Genomic DNA, 19,961 nt, shown 5'->3' on the forward strand with positions numbered 1-19,961 from the left:
TTTTCACGGCTATACCTCACATTTCCGTTAGTCGCCCCGCTTGCAGGCGTCATGCCCGCTCCTTATATACGCCGAGAAGCGCGGTTATGGGCAGTTCCATCCGCATTGGGATCGGCGGGCAGAGGCCTTTTCAAGGCTCCGTTCGCCAAAACATCGCCGAATGAAGAGGTAGTTTATTATGGCCAAAGTCATCGGGATCGACCTCGGGACAACCAACTCTTGCGTCGCCATCATGGATGGTTCGCAACCCCGTGTGATCGAAAACGCAGAAGGGGCGCGTACGACGCCCTCTATCGTCGGTTTCACCGACGGTGAACGCCTTGTGGGTCAGCCTGCAAAACGTCAGGCAGTGACGAACCCCACAAACACGGTTTTCGCTGTAAAGCGTCTGATCGGTCGTCGTGCAAACGACCCGGCAGTGACCAAAGACCAAACGCACGTCCCCTATTCCATTGTCGATGGCGGCAATGGCGATGCATGGGTTGAAGTGCAGGGTGAGAAATACTCCCCATCGCAAATCTCGGCCTTCATCCTGCAAAAGATGAAAGAGACCGCAGAATCCTATCTGGGCGAAGACGTAACGCAGGCGGTTATCACCGTTCCGGCGTACTTCAACGATGCTCAGCGTCAGGCAACCAAAGACGCCGGTAAAATCGCCGGTCTGGAAGTGCTGCGGATCATCAACGAGCCGACAGCCGCCGCGCTGGCCTATGGTCTGGACAAAAAAGAAACCAAGACAATCGCTGTTTATGACCTTGGTGGCGGTACATTCGATATCACCATTCTGGAAATCGACGACGGCCTGTTCGAAGTAAAATCCACCAACGGCGACACGTTCCTTGGCGGTGAAGACTTCGATATGCGCATCGTTAAGTACCTTGCTGACGAATTCAAAAAGGAAAACGGTGTTGATCTGTCGAAAGACAAGATGGCCCTGCAGCGTCTGAAAGAAGCTGCTGAAAAGGCCAAGATCGAACTGTCGTCCAGCCAGCAGACCGAAATCAACCAGCCGTTCATCTCGATGGATCCGAACGGTGGTCAGCCGCTGCACATGGTCATGAAACTGACCCGTGCCAAGCTGGAAAGCCTTGTATCTGACCTGATCAAAGCTTCGATGAAGCCTTGTCAGGCTGCATTGAAAGACGCCGGTCTGTCCACATCCGACATCGACGAGGTTGTTCTTGTTGGTGGTATGACCCGCATGCCGCGCGTCATGGAAGAAGTGACCAAGTTCTTCGGTAAAGAGCCGCACAAAGGTGTGAACCCGGACGAAGTAGTTGCCATGGGCGCCGCCATTCAGGCCGGTGTTCTGCAAGGTGACGTGAAAGACGTTGTTCTGCTGGACGTTACCCCGCTGAGCTTGGGTATCGAAACGCTGGGCGGTGTGTTCACACGCTTGATCGACCGTAACACCACGATCCCAACGAAGAAGTCGCAAGTCTTCTCGACTGCCGAGGATAACCAGAACGCAGTGACCCTGCGGGTGTTCCAAGGTGAGCGTGAGATGGCCGCCGACAACAAAATGTTGGGCCAGTTCAACCTTGAAGAAATCCCGCCAGCGCCACGTGGCATGCCACAGATCGAAGTGACCTTTGATATCGACGCCAACGGCATCGTAGAGGTGACCGCGAAAGACAAAGGCACCGGCAAAGAGCACAAGATCACGATCCAAGCTTCCGGCGGTCTGTCGGATGCCGACATCGAGCAAATGGTCAAAGACGCCGAGGAAAACGCCGAGGCCGATAAAGATCGTAAAGAGCTGGTCGAAGCGGTTAACCAAGCCGAAAGCCTCATCCACTCGACCGAGAAGTCGATGGAAGAGCATAAGGACAAGGTTGACCCAACCACGATCGAAGCGATCGAACTGGCCATCAGCGCGCTGCAGGACCAGTTGGAAACCAACGATCCGGGTAAGATCAAGTCTGGCATCCAGAACGTCACCGAAGCTGCGATGAAACTTGGCGAGGCGATCTATAAGTCTCAGCAAGAAGAAACGGCTGAAGCGCCAGAAGGCGACGAAGAGCCGCGCAGCGTTGATGACGACATCGTAGACGCTGACTTCGAAGATCTGGACGACGACAAGCGCGCTTAATCGCGCTGGAACCCTTGAGGCCAGTCCGGGTTCCCGGGCTGGCCCTCGCGTGTTCCCCGAGAGGGATAGCTAATGGCAAAACGCGATTATTATGAGGTTCTGGGCGCCACCAAAGGTGCAACGGGCGACGAGCTAAAGAAGGCCTATCGCAAGAAGGCCAAAGAGCTTCACCCTGACAGAAACTCTGACAATCCAAACGCCGAAGCCCAGTTCAAAGAAGTGAACGAGGCTTATGAGGCGCTGAAAGACCCGGACAAGAAAGCCGCCTATGACCGCTATGGTCATGCTGCTTTTGACGGAAGTATGGGCGGCATGGGTGGCGGCGCGCGCGGTGGTGCGTATGGCGGCCAAGGCGATTTCGCTTCGGCGTTTTCGGACGTGTTCGACGACCTGTTTGGTGACTTCCGCGGCGGCGGCGGTGGGCGTGGCGGCGGACGGCAACGTGCCACCCGCGGTTCTGACCTGCGCTATAACCTGCGCATCAATCTGGAAGATGCCTATGCTGGCATGCAGAAAACCATCAACGTTCCGACGTCGGTTAGCTGTACTGTCTGTAGTGGAACCGGTGCGGAAAGCGGCGCAGAGCCGACAACCTGCCCCACATGTTCCGGCATGGGCAAAGTGCGGGCGCAGCAGGGTTTCTTTACCGTAGAGCGCACCTGCCCGACGTGTTCAGGCATGGGCCAGATCATCAAGAACCCATGCGACGCCTGTGGCGGCGCGGGTCGCGTTGAAAAAGAACGTTCGCTTAGCGTCAACATCCCCGCGGGTGTTGAAACCGGGACGCGCATTCGCCTTGCTGGCGAAGGTGAGGCCGGGTTGCGCGGTGGCCCGACGGGTGACCTCTATATCTTTATCGAGGTAGCAGAGCACCAGATCTTCATGCGCGACGGTCAATCTCTATTCTGCCGCGTTCCCGTTTCGATGAGCTCTGCCGCGCTTGGCGGCGACATCGAGGTGCCGACGATTGACGGTGGCCGCAGCCGGGTGAAAGTGCCCGCTGGCAGCCAAACCGGCAAACAGATGCGCCTGCGCGGCAAGGGCATGCCCGGGCTGCGTGGTGGCGGACACGGTGACATGTTCATCGAACTGGCCGTTGAAACGCCTGTAAACCTGACCTCGCGCCAGAAAGAATTGCTGCGCGAGTTTGATAAACTAAGCGAAGACAACAACCCCGAAAGCAGCAACTTCTTTTCGAAGGTGAAGCATTTTTGGGATGGTATGAAAAGCTAACACCTTACTGGCGTTAACCTTTCGTTTAGCAAGTTTTGCAAGGGTCGGCCTATGAGCCGACCCGATGCATTTTCAGAACCCCATTTGCCGATGTTCGAATCGGCCAGCCCGCCCTTAAGGGCCGGGGAAAAGCTGCCTTCCTATATCCGCGACCACCGTAAACGCCTGCGCGCGCGTTTCATGGACGGCGGTGCCGCCGCCATGCCGGATTATGAGATGCTGGAACTGGTTCTGTTCCGCGCCATTCCACGCCAAGACGTCAAACCGCTGGCGCGGCGGCTGATGGAAACCTTCGGTGACTTTAACCGCGTCCTATCCGCGCCCATCCCCCGTTTGAAAGAGGTTGATGGCGTGGGCGATGCAGTGGTGCAGGAACTGAAAATCGTCGAGGCCGCCGCACATCGCCTAGCCCGCGCCCGCGTGATGGAACGGCAGGTCATTTCCGGCTGGGACGCCGTTTTGGATTACTGCCACACAACGATGGCCCATCGCGAAACAGAACAGTTCCGCGTGCTGTTTCTGGACCGTAAAAACGTGCTGATCGCGGATGAAGAACAGGCGCGCGGCACCGTGGATCATGTTCCTGTCTACCCCCGCGAAGTGGTAAAACGTGCGCTGGAACTGAACGCCTCGGCCCTGATTTTGGTCCACAATCACCCTTCGGGCGATCCGACCCCATCCGAGTCCGACATCACGATGACCGCCCAGATCGACGATGCCGCCAACGCGCTTGGCCTGACCCTGCATGACCACATCATTGTCGGAAAATCACGAGAGTTGAGCTTCCGCTCTGCTGGGTATCTTTAGCGCAGCCAAACTTCGACCCGGCGGTTCACGCCGCTACCCCATTCGGTGTCGTCGCACGCCATCGGCATCGCCTCTCCGAATGCTTCGACCGTTAGGCGGATACGGGACGGATCAGCCGTAATCGCCGCGGCGCGCACCGCCTTGCGCACGGCTTCGGCCCTGCGGCGTGCGATGCGTTGGTTCACCTCCCACTCGCCTTCGCCGTCGCTGAAACCGACAAAGACCAGTTCACGGTCATCATAGAGCCCGCTTTCCAAGGCCCGCGCCAGATCGGCAACGTTGCCAGAGGATTGCGCATCAAGTTCGGTCGAGCCGCCGCGAAAACGAAATGTGGTGGTCAGCCGCACACCGCCCCTTAGGGCGTTCACCATGCGCTGAAGCTCTGGCAGGGGAACCTCGCTTCCGGCATTGCTGATCGCGTTGGCAAACCGAATGCCCTGTTCATCCAACCCGATGGCCTCGCGGCCTTGATCAACAAACCCGGCACGGCGCACCACAAGCTGCGCGGGTGGGCTGGACAGGAACGACAGAAACTCCCGCGCGAAAAGTGGCAGGCGGCGCGCGGGCGTGTAAAGGAACAGAGGCGCGGTAAAAGGGTAGTCTTCGGTTTTCAGGCTGCGCCGGGTGGCGGCCAACGGCATACCACACGACCCCTCGACCATCAGCGGCACGGCATTCCCGATTTCCGAAAAGCGGGTAACAGCCAGCGCGGTTGGATCAAGCGCGACGGCATCCGCCAAATCTGTATCGCTTTCATGTCGGACGGCCGCCGTGGCAAACGCCCGACCAAGCGGGGCAAGAAGTTGATCTTCGACGGCTTGTTGCAGCCCCGCGTCGGGCGTGCGCGCATGTAAAATCACCGGCTCATCCAGCGCGGGCCAGTCCAAAATCTCTCCGGCCAGCATCGCGGTCAGCGTTTCCACATCGATAGATTGAACCGGGTTGCCCCGCGCCACGATCGGCACCAGCGCATCCAATGCAACGATCCGACTACGCGCCGGAACAGACAGGTCGCCCAGCCCTGCTTCGGCGGCGCGTTCAGCCTCGTCTGGTCTAACCTCGCGGACGGCCATCACGATGTCTGCCTCATCCGCAAGCAGGTCGGCGAACCCTTCGGCGGTCGAGGTGATCCGAAACCCGATCCGCGCAAGATCTCGCCCGGCGTCCTCGTCGCGCAGCACATAGCGAAAGTCATGATCGCTTAGCACGATGCGGTGCAGCGCAAGCCCGCGCCGCGCGGCGTAGGCTTCGATCAGGGCGGGCATCAGAACCGCGCCCAGCCCTGGTGCGCCGGAAAAGGTGAACTCGGCCACGTAAGCTTCCAGATCGGGGCAACCGGGGCCGCTGCACACGACGCCCTGCCCATCCAGAACCAAAATGCCATAGGCCGTATCAAGGCTATAGAATTCGCCGTCGAAGGTTAAAAGCGTACCCTCCAACGCGACCGTTCCGTCGCGCGAGGTAAGGGTCACATCCTGCGCAAACGCGGCTGAGCCATAGCCAAAGAACAGAAACGCGGCGAAAATCGCCGCGCCAAAAAGATTTCGGATCATGTTTAAGACCGCTTCGCGTCAGTTGCGCGCGATCTTCAGGTCTCTGAGGATGTTTTTCAACACCAGAAATTCACCCGTAGCGTCGCAGGCAGGCACCGAAATGGTTAATTCCGCCGCCTGCGGCTTTCCACCCACACCCGGCTGGATAGTTTCAGCGGCGATGGTGCGCCCACAATTGGCTTTCGTCACTTCGGCTTCGACGCTGACGCGCACAACCCCGGTGTTGCGGCTTTCCCCACGAGGAAAACTGTAGACTTCGGCCATCAATGGCGCGCGCATCTCTGGATCGCCAAGCGTGGTCAGAAATCCGCCCTTACCACCCGCGCCAAACGCGGGTGATCGTGGCGAACCCGCCCAGACATGGCCGTCATCGTTGAAGCCCGCACCGAATTCATAGGCGTGGATATGCATTTCATTTTTATCGCGCCACTGAACGGCGACACGCTGAAAATCATCGGCATCTGGTACATCGGCCGCGACGGTCAGAACCTCGCCATCTGGAAATTTTAGCGCGAAATTCGCCGTTTTTTCCAGCGCCGGGATCAATGTCGTCATGCCCCCGGTGTTCGACGTAGAAACAGAAAAGCGCAGCTTGTTATGCACAACCTCGACCCGTTGATCAGGTCGGCAGGCCGCGAACAGCGTGACACGCACCATGGCGGCCTCTGTCGGTTCTGCGATCACATCAGTGTCACAGGGAAGGCCATACTGGTTCAGGTTATCACCGACGTGTTTCATCGGCTTATAGTTCTGCTCGACAGACTTCATGCGCGGGCCCAACCCGGCAGTGGACGTACTTAAAACTGGTGCACGAAAGGCGACATCAGGAACACCCGGCAGGGAAATGCCCCCGGTCGGAATGGCGGCGGATGCTTCGCCGATTTCATCAGCGACGCCCGCCAAGGGCACAACATTTTCAACGTCAAAACTGTCAAAGTCGGCTTGAGAGCTTTCGGGCTGTACAACAACCCCAGCATCCTCACCCAACCAGCGATCTGCGTTCTGAACGATGTGTCCCGACCCCGCCGCAAGAAACAGCGTCGTCCCGGCAATAAGATACCTACGGTCAAGTTTCACGGCAGCGCCTTTCCCTTTGGTTCCGGTTAAACCTAGACGCGAAATCGGGCAAGTCCGTGGCAGCACGGGGGAGTGTTTCGGAATAGGAGACAGTAAATCGCCCCCCATATTTTGAGCGGCGTTGCGTCACGTCACCCAAATCCGGTCGGACTCCATAAATATGGAGTCCGCCGTGCCCAGATAATGTCAAAAACTGCGGCAGAAATCAGGCCAAACGACCATGGCAATGTTTGAACTTGTTGCCCGATCCACATGGGCACGAGTCGTTGCGGCCTGGGTTACCCCAAGATGCAGGGTCATTTTCGTCAAACCCTTCTGCGACAACGGTTTGTGGCGAATCGGCAGGCTTTTCGGCGGCTTGCTGCATGGCGCGCTGTTGCTCTACCAGCTGGGCCATCATCTGAGCCTGTTCTTCTTCGCTTAGCGGGCGAACTTTGCCCAGCTTGTCTGTCACTTCCAGACGCAGCGCGTTCAGCAGGTTTTCAAACAGGGCGAACGCCTCGGTCTTATATTCGCTCAGCGGGTCACGCTGCGCATAACCGCGGAAACCCACAACCGAACGCAGGTGTTCCAACGTCAGCAGGTGTTCGCGCCACTTGCCATCAATCGTCTGCAGCAGAACCTGCTTTTCGATGTTGCGCATGTTTTCGGGGCCGAACTGCGCGGCTTTCGCGGCCATCGCTTCATCTGCGGCCTTCTCAATACGCTCGCGCAGGTCGCCGTCGTCGACGCCTTCTTCCTCGGCCCATGCGATGACCGGCACGTCGATGCCCAGCTTTTCGATGACAGCGGCATACAACCCTTCGGCGTCCCACTGATCGGCGTAAGAGCGTTCAGGGATATGCACATCCACTAGATCGTCGATCACCTGATCGCGCATATCTTTCACGATCTCGGACAGATCGGTGGTTTCCATGATTTCGCGGCGTTGGCCAAAGATCACCTTACGCTGATCATTCATCACGTCGTCGAATTTCAGCAGCTGTTTACGAATGTCGAAGTTACGGCCTTCGACCTTCGCCTGCGCCTTTTCGAGGGATTTGTTGACCCACGGGTGAACAATCGCCTCGCCTTCTTTCATGCCAAGGCTGGCCAGCACTTTTTCCAACCGTTCGGACCCGAAGATGCGCATCAGGTCATCTTCGAGGCTTAGGAAGAACGATGAACGGCCCGGATCACCCTGACGGCCTGAACGACCGCGCAGCTGGTTATCAATCCGGCGGCTTTCGTGACGTTCCGTTGCCAGAACGAACAGACCGCCCGCTTCCAGCACCTTGGCTTTTTCATCGGCGTGTTCGGCGGCGATACGCGCGCGCACCTCTTCTGGGTCAGCGTCTGGATCGGCGTCCAGCGCCTCCATCACCTGCATGTCGATGTTGCCGCCAAGCTGAATGTCGGTTCCGCGGCCGGCCATGTTGGTTGCGATAGTCACCGCACCCAAACGGCCTGCATCGGCCACGATCTTGGCTTCTTGTTCGTGGTGACGCGCGTTCAGAACGTTGTGCTTTACGCCCGCTTCAGTCAGCAGGTTGGACAGCAACTCGGACTTTTCAATCGAGGTGGTGCCAACAAGAATAGGTTGGCCCTTTTTATGCGCTTCGTGAATCGATTCCACGATTGCCGCGAACTTTTCGCGTGCGGTGCGGAATACTTGGTCATGTTCGTCTTCACGGGCGATGGGGCGGTTGGTGGGTACTTCGACCACACCAAGGCTGTAAATCTCGGCGAATTCTTCCGCTTCGGTCACTGCCGTGCCGGTCATGCCGCCCAGCTTGTTATAAAGCCGGAAATAGTTCTGGAACGTGACCGAGGCCAGCGTCACGTTTTCGGGCTTAATTTCGACGCCCTCTTTCGCTTCGATCGCTTGGTGCAGGCCATCCGACAAACGGCGGCCGGCCATCATCCGGCCGGTGAATTCGTCGATCAGCATCACTTCGCCGTCACGCACGATATAGTCTTTGTCTTTCTGGAACAGACGGTGTGCTTTCAACGCCTGCGTAGCGTGGTGCACGATGGTGGTGCTTTCCGGATCATAAAGCGACTGACCTTCGGGCAGGATGCCTGCCTTCAACAGCTCTTGTTCGATGAACTCGTTACCTTCGTCGGTGAAGGTGACGTTGCGCTGTTTTTCGTCCAGCGTGAAATGTTCTTCGGTCAGGCTTGGAACAACGGCATCAACTGCGACGTAAAGTTCAGACCGGTCTTGGCTGGGCCCGGAAATAATCAGCGGCGTCCGCGCCTCGTCGATCAGGATCGAATCAACCTCGTCGACAATCGCGAAATTGTGTTCGCGCTGAGCCATCTGCGCGAGGTCGGATTTCATGTTGTCGCGCAGATAATCAAACGCCAATTCGTTGTTCGTGGCATAGGTTACGTCGGACTTATACGCCGCCAGCTTTTCTTCGTCGGGCTGCATCGGGTAAATAACGCCGCAGGTCATGCCCAGCGCGTTGTAAACCTTGCTCATCCATTCCGCGTCACGTTTGGCCAGATAGTCGTTGACCGTAACGATATGCACGCCTTTACCCGTCAACGCGTTCAGATACGCCGGGAAAGTGGCAACAAGGGTCTTACCCTCACCGGTCTTCATTTCCGCGATATTGCCTTGGTGCAGGAAGATACCGCCCATCAACTGCGTATCAAACGCACGCAGGCCCAGCGCACGGCGGGCCGCTTCGCGACAGTTGGCAAACGCTTCGGGAAGCAGCGCATCAAGGCTTTCGCCCGCTTTCGCGCGTTCCGACAAGGCGGCGGTTTTTGCGATGATCTCTTCATCGCTCAACGCCTCGAACTCGGGTTCAAGCGCGTTTATTTTCTCCACCAGCGGACGCGTTGCTTTGACTTTGCGATCATTCGGCGTGCCAAAAACCTTTTTGGCGAGTGTTCCGATGCCCAGCATGTTTTCTCCGCTTGGTGGCCATTTTTCGCGATCGTGAAAGGGGATACCTTGCCCGCCCGGCCCGTGACCCCTAGGTAGGTCAAGGAAAATTAGGGCGGCTCGGCACTTTCGGACCTTGCTGGGATGTAAGCGCCCGCCCTAGTAGTGTCAACGTCGCCAGACCGCACGACTTAAAGGAGTTGCCTAGATGTCGAACCCAATGAAAACCGTTCTTGCCGCCGCGCTTGCCTTTGGGCTTGCCGCGCCCGCCTTTGCGCAGGACAGCACAGCCGACACCGTGGTGGCCACCGTTGGCGGCCAAGACATCACCCTGGGTGAAATGATCGTCATGACCGGGCAGCTTCCGCCAGAGTATCAGGCGCTGGAAGATGGCGTTCTTTTCGACGCTATTCTGGAACAGCTGGTCCGCCAGACTGCAGTTGCCCAAACCGCCGAAGCAGGCCTGTCTAAAGCATCGCTTCTTGCGCTTGCAAACGAACGCCGTGCGTTCATCGCCGGTGTTGCCTTGAACGAAATCGCCGAAGGTGCGGTTACCGAAGAGGCGATCGCCAAAGCCTATGACGAAAAATTCGCCAGCGTCGAAGCAGAGCCTGAATTCAACGCCTCGCACATCCTTGTAGAGACACAGGAAGAAGCCGCCGCCATCAAGGCAGAGCTGGAAAACGGCGGTGACTTTGCCGCGCTGGCAAAAGAAAAATCAACAGGTCCGTCGGGCCCATCTGGCGGCGCGCTTGGCTGGTTTTCCAAAGGCATGATGGTCAAACCGTTCGAAGATGCAGTGATCGCTCTGGAAACTGGCACGGTATCCGACCCCGTTGAAACGCAATTCGGCTGGCACATCATCTTGCTGAACGAAGCACGTGATAAGCCCAAGCCCGAACTTGACGCTGTGCGCGAACAGATTGCTGGCGAACTTCAACAGGCAGCGGTTGACGCGGCGATTGCCGACATTACCGAAAAGGCAAATGTCGTTCGCCCAGAAACAGCGATTGACCCCGCTGCACTTCGCAATCAGGAATTGCTTGCAGACTGATCAGAACTTCAGGGGGCCCGAATGGCGAAGGATAAAAACAAAAAGGCGAAAGCAAAAGATGACCCCAAAGGTGATCTGAAGGCGCTTCGCAAAAAGCTGTCAAAATTGCGCAAAAAACTTCGCAAGGCGCACGAAACGGTAGCGACCCCTTCCAAGGGCCCCATGATTTCCCCCCTCGCTCCGGCGGGGGGAATGCCCGACCTGCCCACAATTGCGGGTGTTGATTTCGCCGTTGCAGAAGCAGGCGTACGGTACAAAGGCCGGCTGGACGTAATGCTTGCACGCCTTGCACCCGGCACGCAGATGGCCGGCGTGTTTACACGTTCCGCCACGCGCGCCGCCCCTGTGCTGGACTGTGAAGCAAAGATCGGAAAACCGGCTGGTGGTGCTGGCGCCGCGATCATCGTGAATTCTGGCAACGCGAACGCCTTTACCGGCGCTGGCGGGCAGGCCGCCGTCGAAAGCGTCACCGCCGCGGTCAGCACCGCCGTTGGTGTGCCTCAGGATCGTGTGTTTTCATCCTCCACCGGCGTGATCGGCGAACCACTGCCGTATGATCGTATCACCGCTGTTTTGGGTGACATGGCACAACGGTTTGACGGTGCGACAATGCCGGATGCGGCCCGCGCCATCATGACAACCGACACTTTCCCCAAAGCCGCGACGACAAAAATCGACGTGGACGGCGAAACGATCACCATCGCCGGTATCGCCAAAGGCTCTGGGATGATCGCGCCCGATATGGCGACGATGCTGGTTTACATCTTTACCGACGCGAAAATCGCTCAGGTGCCATTGCAACAGATGCTTAGCACGCTGACCGACGAAACCTTCAACGCGATTACCGTTGATGGCGATACCTCTACCTCGGACACGTTGTTGATGGCCGCAACAGGCCAGTCTGCCGCGCCAGAGATCACAGACCTTTCCGGCCCGACCGCAGTAGCATTCAACGCCGCACTGAAAGAGGTGATGCTGGATCTGTCCCACCAAGTGGTGAAAGACGGCGAAGGCGCGACCAAGTTCGTCGAAGTTGCCGTGACAGGCGCTGCTGACGACACGGACGCTAAAAAGGTCGCGATGGCGATTGCCAACTCGCCGCTTGTGAAGACCGCCGTTGCTGGCGAAGATCCAAATTGGGGCCGCGTCGTCATGGCGGTTGGAAAATCGGGCGCGAAAGCCGACCGTGACCTGCTGTCGATCCGGTTTGGCGACATTCTGGTCGCAGAAAAGGGTTGGGTTTCGCCCAACTATACCGAAGACGACGGCGCGACTTATATGAAGCAGCCCGAACTGGTGATCGGCGTGGACATGGGCCTTGGCGATGGTGCCGCGACCGTTTGGACCTGCGATCTGACCCACCGCTATATCGAGATTAACGCAGACTATCGCTCATGAAGGTTGTTCTGGTTTCGGCGGTCGCACTGATCGACGTGGACGGGCGCGTGTTGATTGCACAGCGTCCGGAAGGCAAATCAATGGCTGGCCTGTGGGAATTCCCCGGCGGCAAAGTCGAATCTGGTGAAACCCCAGAGGCCGCGCTTGTCCGAGAGCTGGAAGAGGAGCTGGGAATCAACACTTGGGCAAGCTGTCTTGCCCCGCTGACCTTCGCCAGCCACGCCTATGAAAACTTTCATTTGCTGATGCCCCTATTTGCGTGCCGCAAATGGGAGGGCATCCCACAGTCACGTGAAGGACAAGCGCTAAAGTGGGTTCGGGCCACGGAATTAAGGGATTATCCGATGCCGGCGGCCGATGTTCCACTGATTCCCATTTTGCGGGACTGGCTGTAATTCCTGCCCAAATTCGCGATTTTCGCACAGGATCATCTAAAAACTGCGTCAAATTTGTGCAATTGTGACGCTAATTTGTCAAAATTGTGGGTGATTTCTTTATTTTATCATGTATCCTCTCTCTATCGATCATTCTGGGGGGATACAGAAATGTTGAAGACAATCACGATGGGAAGCTGTGTTTCGGTGCAGGGAGCATTTGTGCGCAAGCTTTCTAATGGCAATGTTCAGGTACGCGTTGGGGAGCGTGTGTTTGAAGGCCGCCCAGTTGGTAAAACCGCAGCCTAATACTCCGACAAAGTGTATTAGAACGAAAAGGGCGGCGCCTATGCCGTCCTTTTGTCATTTCTGAGATGTGAATACTGACACTGCTGCGGCGAATAGAACAGCACCCGGCACTTTCGCCGGTTTCAATTCTGACTCGGTCACGGCTCGGCAGAATTTGGCCAAAACCGTGCACCACGCAACGCGCGGCACGCTGTTGAACAGGTGCTCCGCCATGGACAGGCATTAACAAAAACGGTATTCAACCTTCGCTAATGCGATCTTTGTATTGGCACCGCTTTGTCAAAGGAAAAGCACCATTGATCCGCCGGGCGATCCGCTTGTTTCACAGTTACGCCACACGCCACGGCAAGATCACCCGCGCAGGGTTTCCCCTGCTTGATGGGACTGGGCAAAAATTCGGCCATGTCGAACGTGTTCTAATTCTTGATGGTCGGCTGACCATCGAAGGCTGGGCATTTGCCGAAACGGTCGGCCTTACCACGGACGAGCATTCTGTTTCCAAAACCCCTGACATGGTGCGCCACGATGTTCCCGCACATGTCAGCGCGACCGAAAAAAGAAGAACCCCCGGCTTTTCGATCGATCAGCCTGTGGCATTCAAAGATACCGCGATGTGGGCCGAAAAAGACGGCACCCGTTACAGCTTTGATCTGCCACCGATCACGCGAAACGACATACGTAAACTGAAACTGCGTCAGGTTTTGCCATTTCTGCGCGACGCCGCGCGTGCTTTTCCCGCCGCGCTTCGCTGGCTAGTTTGGAAAGACCCGCTTGCCGTTGCGCAGATCAAAACGATCCTGAAGCTGAACACCGTACCACGCTCTGTGCAGCTGAACTCTTTCCTCTTTGCCCAAGACGTCGAGATTGAGTCTGTTCCCCCCGCAGCACTTGCCGAAACAGGCATCACCATTGTCTTGCCGGTCTATAACGCCGCCGATTTGCTACCCGATGTTCTTAACCGCGTCTGCGCCAACACGGACCTGCCTTGGCGGCTGATCATCATAGAGGATTGTTCCTCTGACACAGCCGTGCGGCCGTGGCTTCGCAATTGGCTTTCCAGCTTGGATCAGACAACGCAGGACCGCGTCTCTCTGATAGAGAATGATCAGAACCTTGGCTTCATACAGTCCGTCAACAAGGCGTTTGAACTGGCACTGCCCTTTGGTGATCACGTCGTGCTGTTGAACTCGGACGCGTTCGTGCCTGAACGCTGGGCATCCCGTCTAATCCGGCCAATTCTAGAACATGACAACGTCGCAACCGTTACGCCGATGTCCAACGACGCCGAAATCTTCACTGTGCCGGTGATCTGCCAACGCACCAAACTGGCCCCCGGCGAAGCGGATAAGATCGACAAGACAGCTCAGCTCTTCTTTCCCGGCGCGGATCTGGCCGACGCCCCGACAGGCGTGGGCTTTTGCATGGCGATCAACGTCAAGTTTCTTCAAATGCAGAAAACGCTCGATACCGGGTTTGGGCGGGGCTACGGCGAAGAAGTGGATTGGTGCCAGCGCATTCGCGCCAAGGGCGGACGGCATCTTGGGCATGGGGGCATATTCGTCGAACACCGCGGCGGCACGTCCTTTGGTTACGAAGAAAAGCTGAAGCTGGTTCAGACCAACAACGCCATCATTTCACGTCGCTACCCGGACTATGACGAGGAAGTTCAAGATTTCATTCGGCACGACCCGCTGACAACGCCCAGGCTGGCGCTGGCGATGGCGTGGGCCGCAAACCGCCAGACCGGTGATATACCGGTATATGTCGCCCATGATATGGGTGGCGGCGCGGAACATTACCTTCAGGACCAACTGAAAGCGGACCTATCGAATGACGCCGCCGCGATCGTTCTTCGTGTTGGTGGCATGTCGCGCTGGCAGATCGAACTTTACAGCAAGTATGGCATCACTCGGGGCGAAACCGATGATGCCGCGTTTGTTTCTCGGCTGCTGGGCCTGTTCCGGTCATGTCGCGTAATCTATTCCTGTGGCGTGGGCGACCATGACCCTGCCGGCCTGCCCCAAGCCCTGATTGAATTCGCAAGCAGAGCCGAGGACAGCATCGAAGTGCTGATCCATGACTACTTTCCGCTTAGCCCGTCATACACGTTGTTGGGGCAGGATGGCGCATATCACGGCCTGCCCGATGCCGCCGCGAACACAGACCCTGCCCACGAAACAAAACGCCCTGATGGGCAGCCAGTATCGCTTGCAGAATGGCGTGCCGAATGGGGCAAGCTTCTGGCGGCGGCTGATCGCATTGTGGTCTTCTCACAAAGCAGTGCCCGGTTGCTTTCTGATGCGTATCCAGACACGCAATCCCAGATCGTGGTCAAGCCGCACAAACTGATCACCGACGTCCCAAATGTTGAACCCGGCTGCGGCAGGGATGGTGTGCCGGTGATCGGGGTTTTGGGCAATATCGGCTATCAAAAGGGTGCGGGCGTCCTTAGCAAACTGGCGAAAGAGCTGGCAAAAACCAACGACGCGCAGCTGGTTGTTATTGGAAATATCGACCCTGCCTTTCCACTTTCGCCCCCAGCCAAGGTCCACGGCGATTACCGCATCCAAGACATTCCGGCATTGGTACAACGGTACGGGATCAGTTGCTGGCTTATGCCTTCGATCTGGCCCGAGACATTCTCGTACACGACACACGAAACCCTTGCGACGGGGCTTCCGGTTTGGTGTTTTGATCTAGGGGCGCAGGCGGACACCGTCGCAAAGGCGGCAGCGACACTGGGCCAAGGGGGGGTGATCAAGGCACCCACCGAAAAATCCAACCCGCACGAGATCATCGAGCTGATACTTCAAACTCCGCAGAAAGTGCTATCATGAGTAAGTTGTCTGTTTCCATCAACGCACTTAAGAAAAAAGGCGTAGAAGTCTTACCACGAGACAACAGCCGAACCGTCAACCTGCCGAAAAACACCCGGCTTGAAGCCCCCAGCGGGCTAAAGTGGACGCAGTACGAACATTCCATTCATCTTGGCGCGTTCTCGTATCAGGTTTCGGGATATTGCTTTGCCGCACGCATCGGGCGTTACTGTTCCTTCGGCGAAGATGTGCAGATCGGTCGCCAAGATCACCCGCTGACATGGGCCTCCACCAGCCCGGCATTTTATTTGCATGACAGGCTTTTCAACCTCGACCACGGGTTCGAAGGGTCCAAGGAATATCACGACCACAAAGTCAAAAGCGCAGAGCCCGCGACCAAAGCCAAGATCACCACCATCGGCAACGATGTTTGGATCGGCCACGGCGCGCTGGTTAAAGCAGGCGTTACCATTGGCGATGGCGCCATTGTCGCCGCACACGCGGTGGTCGCGCGCGATGTCCCGCCCTATGCCGTCGTTGCGGGAAACCCCGCTGTCATCAAAAAGTTCCGCGTTCCGCCAACGCTTATCTCGCCATTGCTGCGTGGCCGTTGGTGGCGCTTTGCCCCATGGCAGTTGGCGCATCTTGACCCAAGTAAGCTGCAGGAATTCGTCGCTGGGGTCACGAAAATGCAAGATACGCCACCTTTTGAACCGACCGTCGTCGACCTGACGAAAGACTCCCTATGACGACGATCGTCTTCCTGCATATTCCTAAAACTGCTGGCCAGACGATCCACAACGAACTTGTCAAAGTCGTCGGCGGCGAAAAGTATGTTTCGCCCATAAGGGTCCACACACAGGCACCTAAAGGGCCGCAGATGCCTGCGGGCTATAGGCTGTATTCTGGGCATATCAACTGGACAGAAATCGATACCCTTCCCGAAGATCGCTTTACGTTTACGGTCCTTCGCGACCCGAGAGAACGCATTGCGTCGTTCTATTTCTACCTTCTGAAAGAAGCACAAAAGCTATCGCCGGAAGAACTGGAGCTGCCGGGTCACAAGGGCAAAAAGGTGCTCTTGGAGCAGTCGGCCGACGATTACTTCTTTGGTGGGAAGCCCCCGTGGCAGAAGTTCATTCTGGATCACTATGACAACTTCTACTGCTCGTACTTTGCGACGCGCAAAATGCGTGGGCGGGCGGAAATCGCAGGCCTTCCAGTGGAAGAACGCCTTTCCCGCGCGCGTGCCGGGTTGGACATGATGCAAGGCATCTATTCAACGAACAGCTTGGTTCATCTTGAAACTGACATCGAAATCCGTTTCGGCAAAAAGATATCCGTCGCCGGCAAATACCATAACGCCGGGAACCACCCCACAAATGAGGCCCGCTGGCCGAAACTGGTCGAACGGCTGGAACGCGACAGCTCTATTAAAAAGCTCGAAGCGTTCGCAACGCTGGATGAGGTGCTGATGTCCGAGATTTTACCCGACTGAACGCAAGACGGGTGAAACACCCGCCGCTATTCGTTCAAAAGATCGCGGTGATATCGGCGCAGAAAGACCAACCCCATCAGCAAAAGCCCAAAGCCGACACCGGCCACGTAAAGCTCGGAAATGTATGGCGCATCGTAGCTGGCGTAAAAACCGCGCCGCACCAAACCTGTGACGTGCACCAACGGATTATACAGAAGGAATTCGCGATAGGGCTGAGGCACTGCTTCGGGCAGAAAGAAAATACCGCTGATGATGAACAGCGGCCGTGTCAATATCGACCACATTCGCTGCCAGACGGGAAAGCGTGTGAACAAGAAACAGTTCATCGTTCCGACCCCTATGGCCAGCAACCCAGCGAACGCAAATCCTTGGACCACGATCGAAAAATTGGGCACAACACGCGTGTCGAAGATGACCAATATTCCCGTCAAAAGCAGATATGCCACCATAAGATGGGTCATCATATTCACGACAAACCGCGCGATGAGCGCATCAAGGAAGGTGACCGTCGGATAGGCAAGAAGCGGCTTAGAAAACAACAACGAGGTCGCCAGTTTGCCCGATACATCGACGAACATCAGAAATGGCAGCATTCCGGTCGCGTAAAACAACGGAAAATTGGTTCCAAGCGCCGGAGAGCGAAACCCAGCCGAAAAGATCGCGGTTAACAGGGCAATGCCGGCCACGGGTTCCAAAATCGCCCAGGCATATCCCCCCGGCGAACGGCCGTTGGTTGTGGCCATTTCGCGCAAGATAAGCGCCGCAATGGTGCGGAAGCTGGAAAAACGCCGGTTGGTTCGGGGTTTTGACGTTGGCAAGCTAACTTGAGGGTTAGGAGTCATGTCTGGTCTTCCCGGTTCCGATTGGATAGCACTATCACCTAAGATAGTCTGAATGAACAGTAGCCGGGGTCTTTGTACGTGAAACAGCCTACGCCTCAGCCTTCCAAGCCCGCCAGCCAAGCTGCGGCACCGGTTGATCCACCGGCGCGTCCTGCACAGGCCAAGCGGCGGCATTTCGCAATCTTGGGCAGTTTCGCCGCATTCGTTCTGATTCCGGTACTGGTCGTTGCGATTTACCTGTGGGCGGTGGCGGTTGATCAATATGCCTCTACGGTTGGGTTTTCCGTTCGCAAAGAAGAGGTGTCGTCGGCCGTGGAACTGTTGGGCGGTGTCACGGAACTTTCAGGCTCCAGCTCGTCAGATACCGATATTCTGTACGAATTCATTCAAAGCCAAAAACTCGTCTCGACGCTGGACGCGAAGCTGGATCTAAAATCACTTTGGTCCAAGCCAGAATTTGATCCGGTCTTCTCGTTTAACCCTGACGGCACGATCGAAGACTTGATGAGCTATTGGTCGCGGATGGTGAAAATCTATTACGACAGCTCTAGCCGACTGATCGAAGTGCGCATTCTTGCCTTCACCGCGGACGATGCGACGCTTATCGCCGAGGGGATTTTTCAAGAAAGCTCCGACATGATCAACGCGCTTTCCGCCATCGCGCGGGAAGATGCGGTCCGCTATTCACGCGAAGAGCTTGATAAGTCCGTTGAACGGCTAAAAGCCGCGCGCGAGGCTGTTACGCTGTTCAGAAATGAAAACCAGATCGTTGATCCAACCGTCGATTTGCAGACACAGGCCGGGCTTCTTGGAAACCTTCAGGCGCAACTGGCCGAGGCGCTGATCGATGTGGATTTGCTTGCCTCCACAACGCGGCAAAACGATCCGCGGCTGGCGCAGGCCAACCGGCGCGTCGAGGTCATTCAAGGGCGCATCGAAGAAGAACGGCGCAAGCGTGGGATTTCTGATGTCGGTGGAAGCGGGATCGAAGCTTATTCAACCCTTGTCGGTGAATACGAACGCCTGACAGTTGATCGTGAATTTGCCGAACAGACCTATGTCTCTTCCTTGGCGGCATACGATTCCGCACTGGCCGAGTCTGCACGGCAAAGCCGCTATCTTGCGGCGCATGTGCAACCGACCCATGCTGAACGGGCGCAATACCCGCAACGGATTACGGTTCTGTCGCTGTTTTCGCTGTTCATCTTTCTGATTTGGGCAATCACGTTGCTGGTCGCATACTCGCTTCGCGACCGGCGTTGAGACAAGGCGTCGCGCTATGATCCGCTTTGAAAACCTGACCAAGGTGTTCCGGCTTGGCGGCAAGCGGAAGGTCATTGCTGAGAATATTAATCTGACACTCCCCTCGGGTCAGTCCGTTGGCCTGTTGGGGCGCAACGGAGCCGGTAAATCAACTCTGCTTAAGATGATCGCGGGCACGATGGACCCGACGTCGGGCCGGATCGTGTCCAGCGGGACGATCTCATGGCCCGTAGGTTTCGCAGGCTCATTCCATGGCGAACTGACAGGCGCACAGAACGCGCGGTTTATTGCCCGCATTTACGGCGTCGACACAGACGAGCTTTCGGATTTTGTCGAAGGGTTTGCAGGGCTGGGAATGCACTACAAGCTGCCGTTCCGGACCTACTCTGCTGGGATGAAGTCCCGCCTGGCATTCGGGGTGTCGATGGCGATCCCCTTCGATACCTATCTTGTGGACGAGGTGACATCGGTCGGGGACGCATCGTTCAGGAAACGCAGTTCTGAGGTTTTTCGCGCCAGGATGGAAAATGCTGGCGCGATTGTTGTGTCCCACGGGATGGGGCAAATCCGCGAACTTTGTGACGCCGCCATCGTTCTGGAAAACGGCAAACTTGATTACTTTGAGGATGTCGAAGAGGCGATCGCTCAACACAACAAGAACATGAAAGTGTCCGCCCAACAGCGTGCCGCTGCCAAACCGGCGCTCAGCGAATAACGCGTATCTCTGTTGTTAGGTTGGTGGCCGATGTGAACATCCGGCCAATAAA

Annotated in this window: 16 protein-coding genes; 12 read left to right on the top strand and 4 right to left on the bottom strand. The window is 56.8% G+C overall.

Features of this window, described 5'->3' with window-relative positions:
• Window positions 1-178 precede the first annotated feature (178 nt).
• The 3 genes from dnaK (at window position 179) to radC (ending at window position 4,132) form a co-directional block, all read left to right on the top strand.
• Window positions 179-2,092 carry a molecular chaperone DnaK gene (gene dnaK / locus COL8621_RS16155; protein ID WP_093968300.1) on the top strand — a complete coding sequence of 638 codons (1,914 nt, stop codon included), beginning with the start codon at window positions 179-181 and terminating at the stop codon, window positions 2,090-2,092.
• A gap of 72 nt (window positions 2,093-2,164) precedes the next feature.
• Entirely contained in the window at window positions 2,165-3,325 is a 1,161-nt protein-coding gene (gene dnaJ, locus COL8621_RS16160) for a molecular chaperone DnaJ (RefSeq protein WP_093968301.1), read from the top strand.
• A gap of 51 nt (window positions 3,326-3,376) precedes the next feature.
• A complete protein-coding gene (gene radC / locus COL8621_RS16165) occupies window positions 3,377-4,132 on the top strand; it encodes a RadC family protein (protein WP_093968302.1) in 756 nt (251 codons plus the stop codon).
• On the opposite strand, the gene COL8621_RS16170 is transcribed toward radC, so the two are convergent.
• The 3 genes from COL8621_RS16170 to secA all read right to left on the bottom strand — a co-directional run bounded on the left by COL8621_RS16170 (window position 4,129) and on the right by secA (window position 9,661).
• Window positions 4,129-5,685, bottom strand: coding sequence for a phosphate ABC transporter substrate-binding/OmpA family protein (locus COL8621_RS16170; protein ID WP_093968303.1), 1,557 nt, complete (start codon window positions 5,683-5,685; stop codon window positions 4,129-4,131). The genes radC and COL8621_RS16170 overlap by 4 nt on opposite strands.
• Before the next feature lie 18 nt (window positions 5,686-5,703).
• Window positions 5,704-6,762 carry a hypothetical protein gene (locus tag COL8621_RS16175; RefSeq protein WP_141137904.1) on the bottom strand — a complete coding sequence of 353 codons (1,059 nt, stop codon included), beginning with the start codon at window positions 6,760-6,762 and terminating at the stop codon, window positions 5,704-5,706.
• Between the two features lie 205 nt (window positions 6,763-6,967).
• Window positions 6,968-9,661 (bottom strand): preprotein translocase subunit SecA, encoded by a 2,694-nt coding sequence (secA, locus tag COL8621_RS16180; protein ID WP_093968305.1) that lies wholly within the window; start codon window positions 9,659-9,661, stop codon window positions 6,968-6,970.
• Between the two features lie 187 nt (window positions 9,662-9,848).
• Between secA and COL8621_RS16185 the strand changes: the two genes are divergently transcribed.
• From COL8621_RS16185 to COL8621_RS16215, 7 genes are all read left to right on the top strand, one after another.
• A complete protein-coding gene (locus COL8621_RS16185; RefSeq protein WP_093968306.1) occupies window positions 9,849-10,694 on the top strand; it encodes a peptidylprolyl isomerase in 846 nt (281 codons plus the stop codon).
• 21 nt (window positions 10,695-10,715) lie between these two features.
• Entirely contained in the window at window positions 10,716-12,092 is a 1,377-nt protein-coding gene (gene argJ / locus COL8621_RS16190; protein WP_093968307.1) for a bifunctional glutamate N-acetyltransferase/amino-acid acetyltransferase ArgJ, read from the top strand.
• Complete coding sequence (gene mutT, locus COL8621_RS16195; RefSeq protein WP_093968308.1) at window positions 12,089-12,487, top strand: 8-oxo-dGTP diphosphatase MutT; 399 nt, start codon at window positions 12,089-12,091, stop codon at window positions 12,485-12,487. The genes argJ and mutT overlap by 4 nt, the downstream gene beginning before the upstream one ends.
• Before the next feature lie 150 nt (window positions 12,488-12,637).
• Window positions 12,638-12,775, top strand: coding sequence for a hypothetical protein (locus tag COL8621_RS19220; protein ID WP_093968309.1), 138 nt, complete (start codon window positions 12,638-12,640; stop codon window positions 12,773-12,775).
• Between the two features lie 296 nt (window positions 12,776-13,071).
• The gene (locus tag COL8621_RS16205; protein WP_176438515.1) at window positions 13,072-15,612 is read left to right on the top strand and encodes a glycosyltransferase; all 2,541 of its coding nucleotides are present in this window, start codon (window positions 13,072-13,074) and stop codon (window positions 15,610-15,612) included.
• Window positions 15,609-16,340, top strand: coding sequence for a CatB-related O-acetyltransferase (locus COL8621_RS16210; protein WP_093968311.1), 732 nt, complete (start codon window positions 15,609-15,611; stop codon window positions 16,338-16,340). The genes COL8621_RS16205 and COL8621_RS16210 overlap by 4 nt, the downstream gene beginning before the upstream one ends.
• Window positions 16,337-17,089, top strand: a complete 753-nt coding sequence (locus COL8621_RS16215) for a sulfotransferase family 2 domain-containing protein (RefSeq protein WP_093968312.1) — start codon at window positions 16,337-16,339, stop codon at window positions 17,087-17,089. The genes COL8621_RS16210 and COL8621_RS16215 overlap by 4 nt, the downstream gene beginning before the upstream one ends.
• 26 nt (window positions 17,090-17,115) lie before the next feature.
• On the opposite strand, the gene COL8621_RS16220 is transcribed toward COL8621_RS16215, so the two are convergent.
• Window positions 17,116-17,931, bottom strand: coding sequence for an ABC transporter permease (locus COL8621_RS16220; protein WP_093968313.1), 816 nt, complete (start codon window positions 17,929-17,931; stop codon window positions 17,116-17,118).
• 78 nt (window positions 17,932-18,009) lie between these two features.
• On the opposite strand from COL8621_RS16220, the gene COL8621_RS16225 reads away from it, so the two are divergent.
• Window positions 18,010-19,194, top strand: a complete 1,185-nt coding sequence (locus COL8621_RS16225; RefSeq protein WP_093968314.1) for a KpsE/RkpR family capsule polysaccharide export protein — start codon at window positions 18,010-18,012, stop codon at window positions 19,192-19,194.
• A gap of 16 nt (window positions 19,195-19,210) precedes the next feature.
• A complete protein-coding gene (locus tag COL8621_RS16230; protein WP_093968315.1) occupies window positions 19,211-19,909 on the top strand; it encodes an ABC transporter ATP-binding protein in 699 nt (232 codons plus the stop codon).
• Window positions 19,910-19,961: the final 52 nt, after the last annotated feature.

Source organism: Actibacterium lipolyticum, from assembly GCF_900184935.1.
GTDB classification, from domain to species: domain Bacteria; phylum Pseudomonadota; class Alphaproteobacteria; order Rhodobacterales; family Rhodobacteraceae; genus Actibacterium_A; species Actibacterium_A lipolyticum.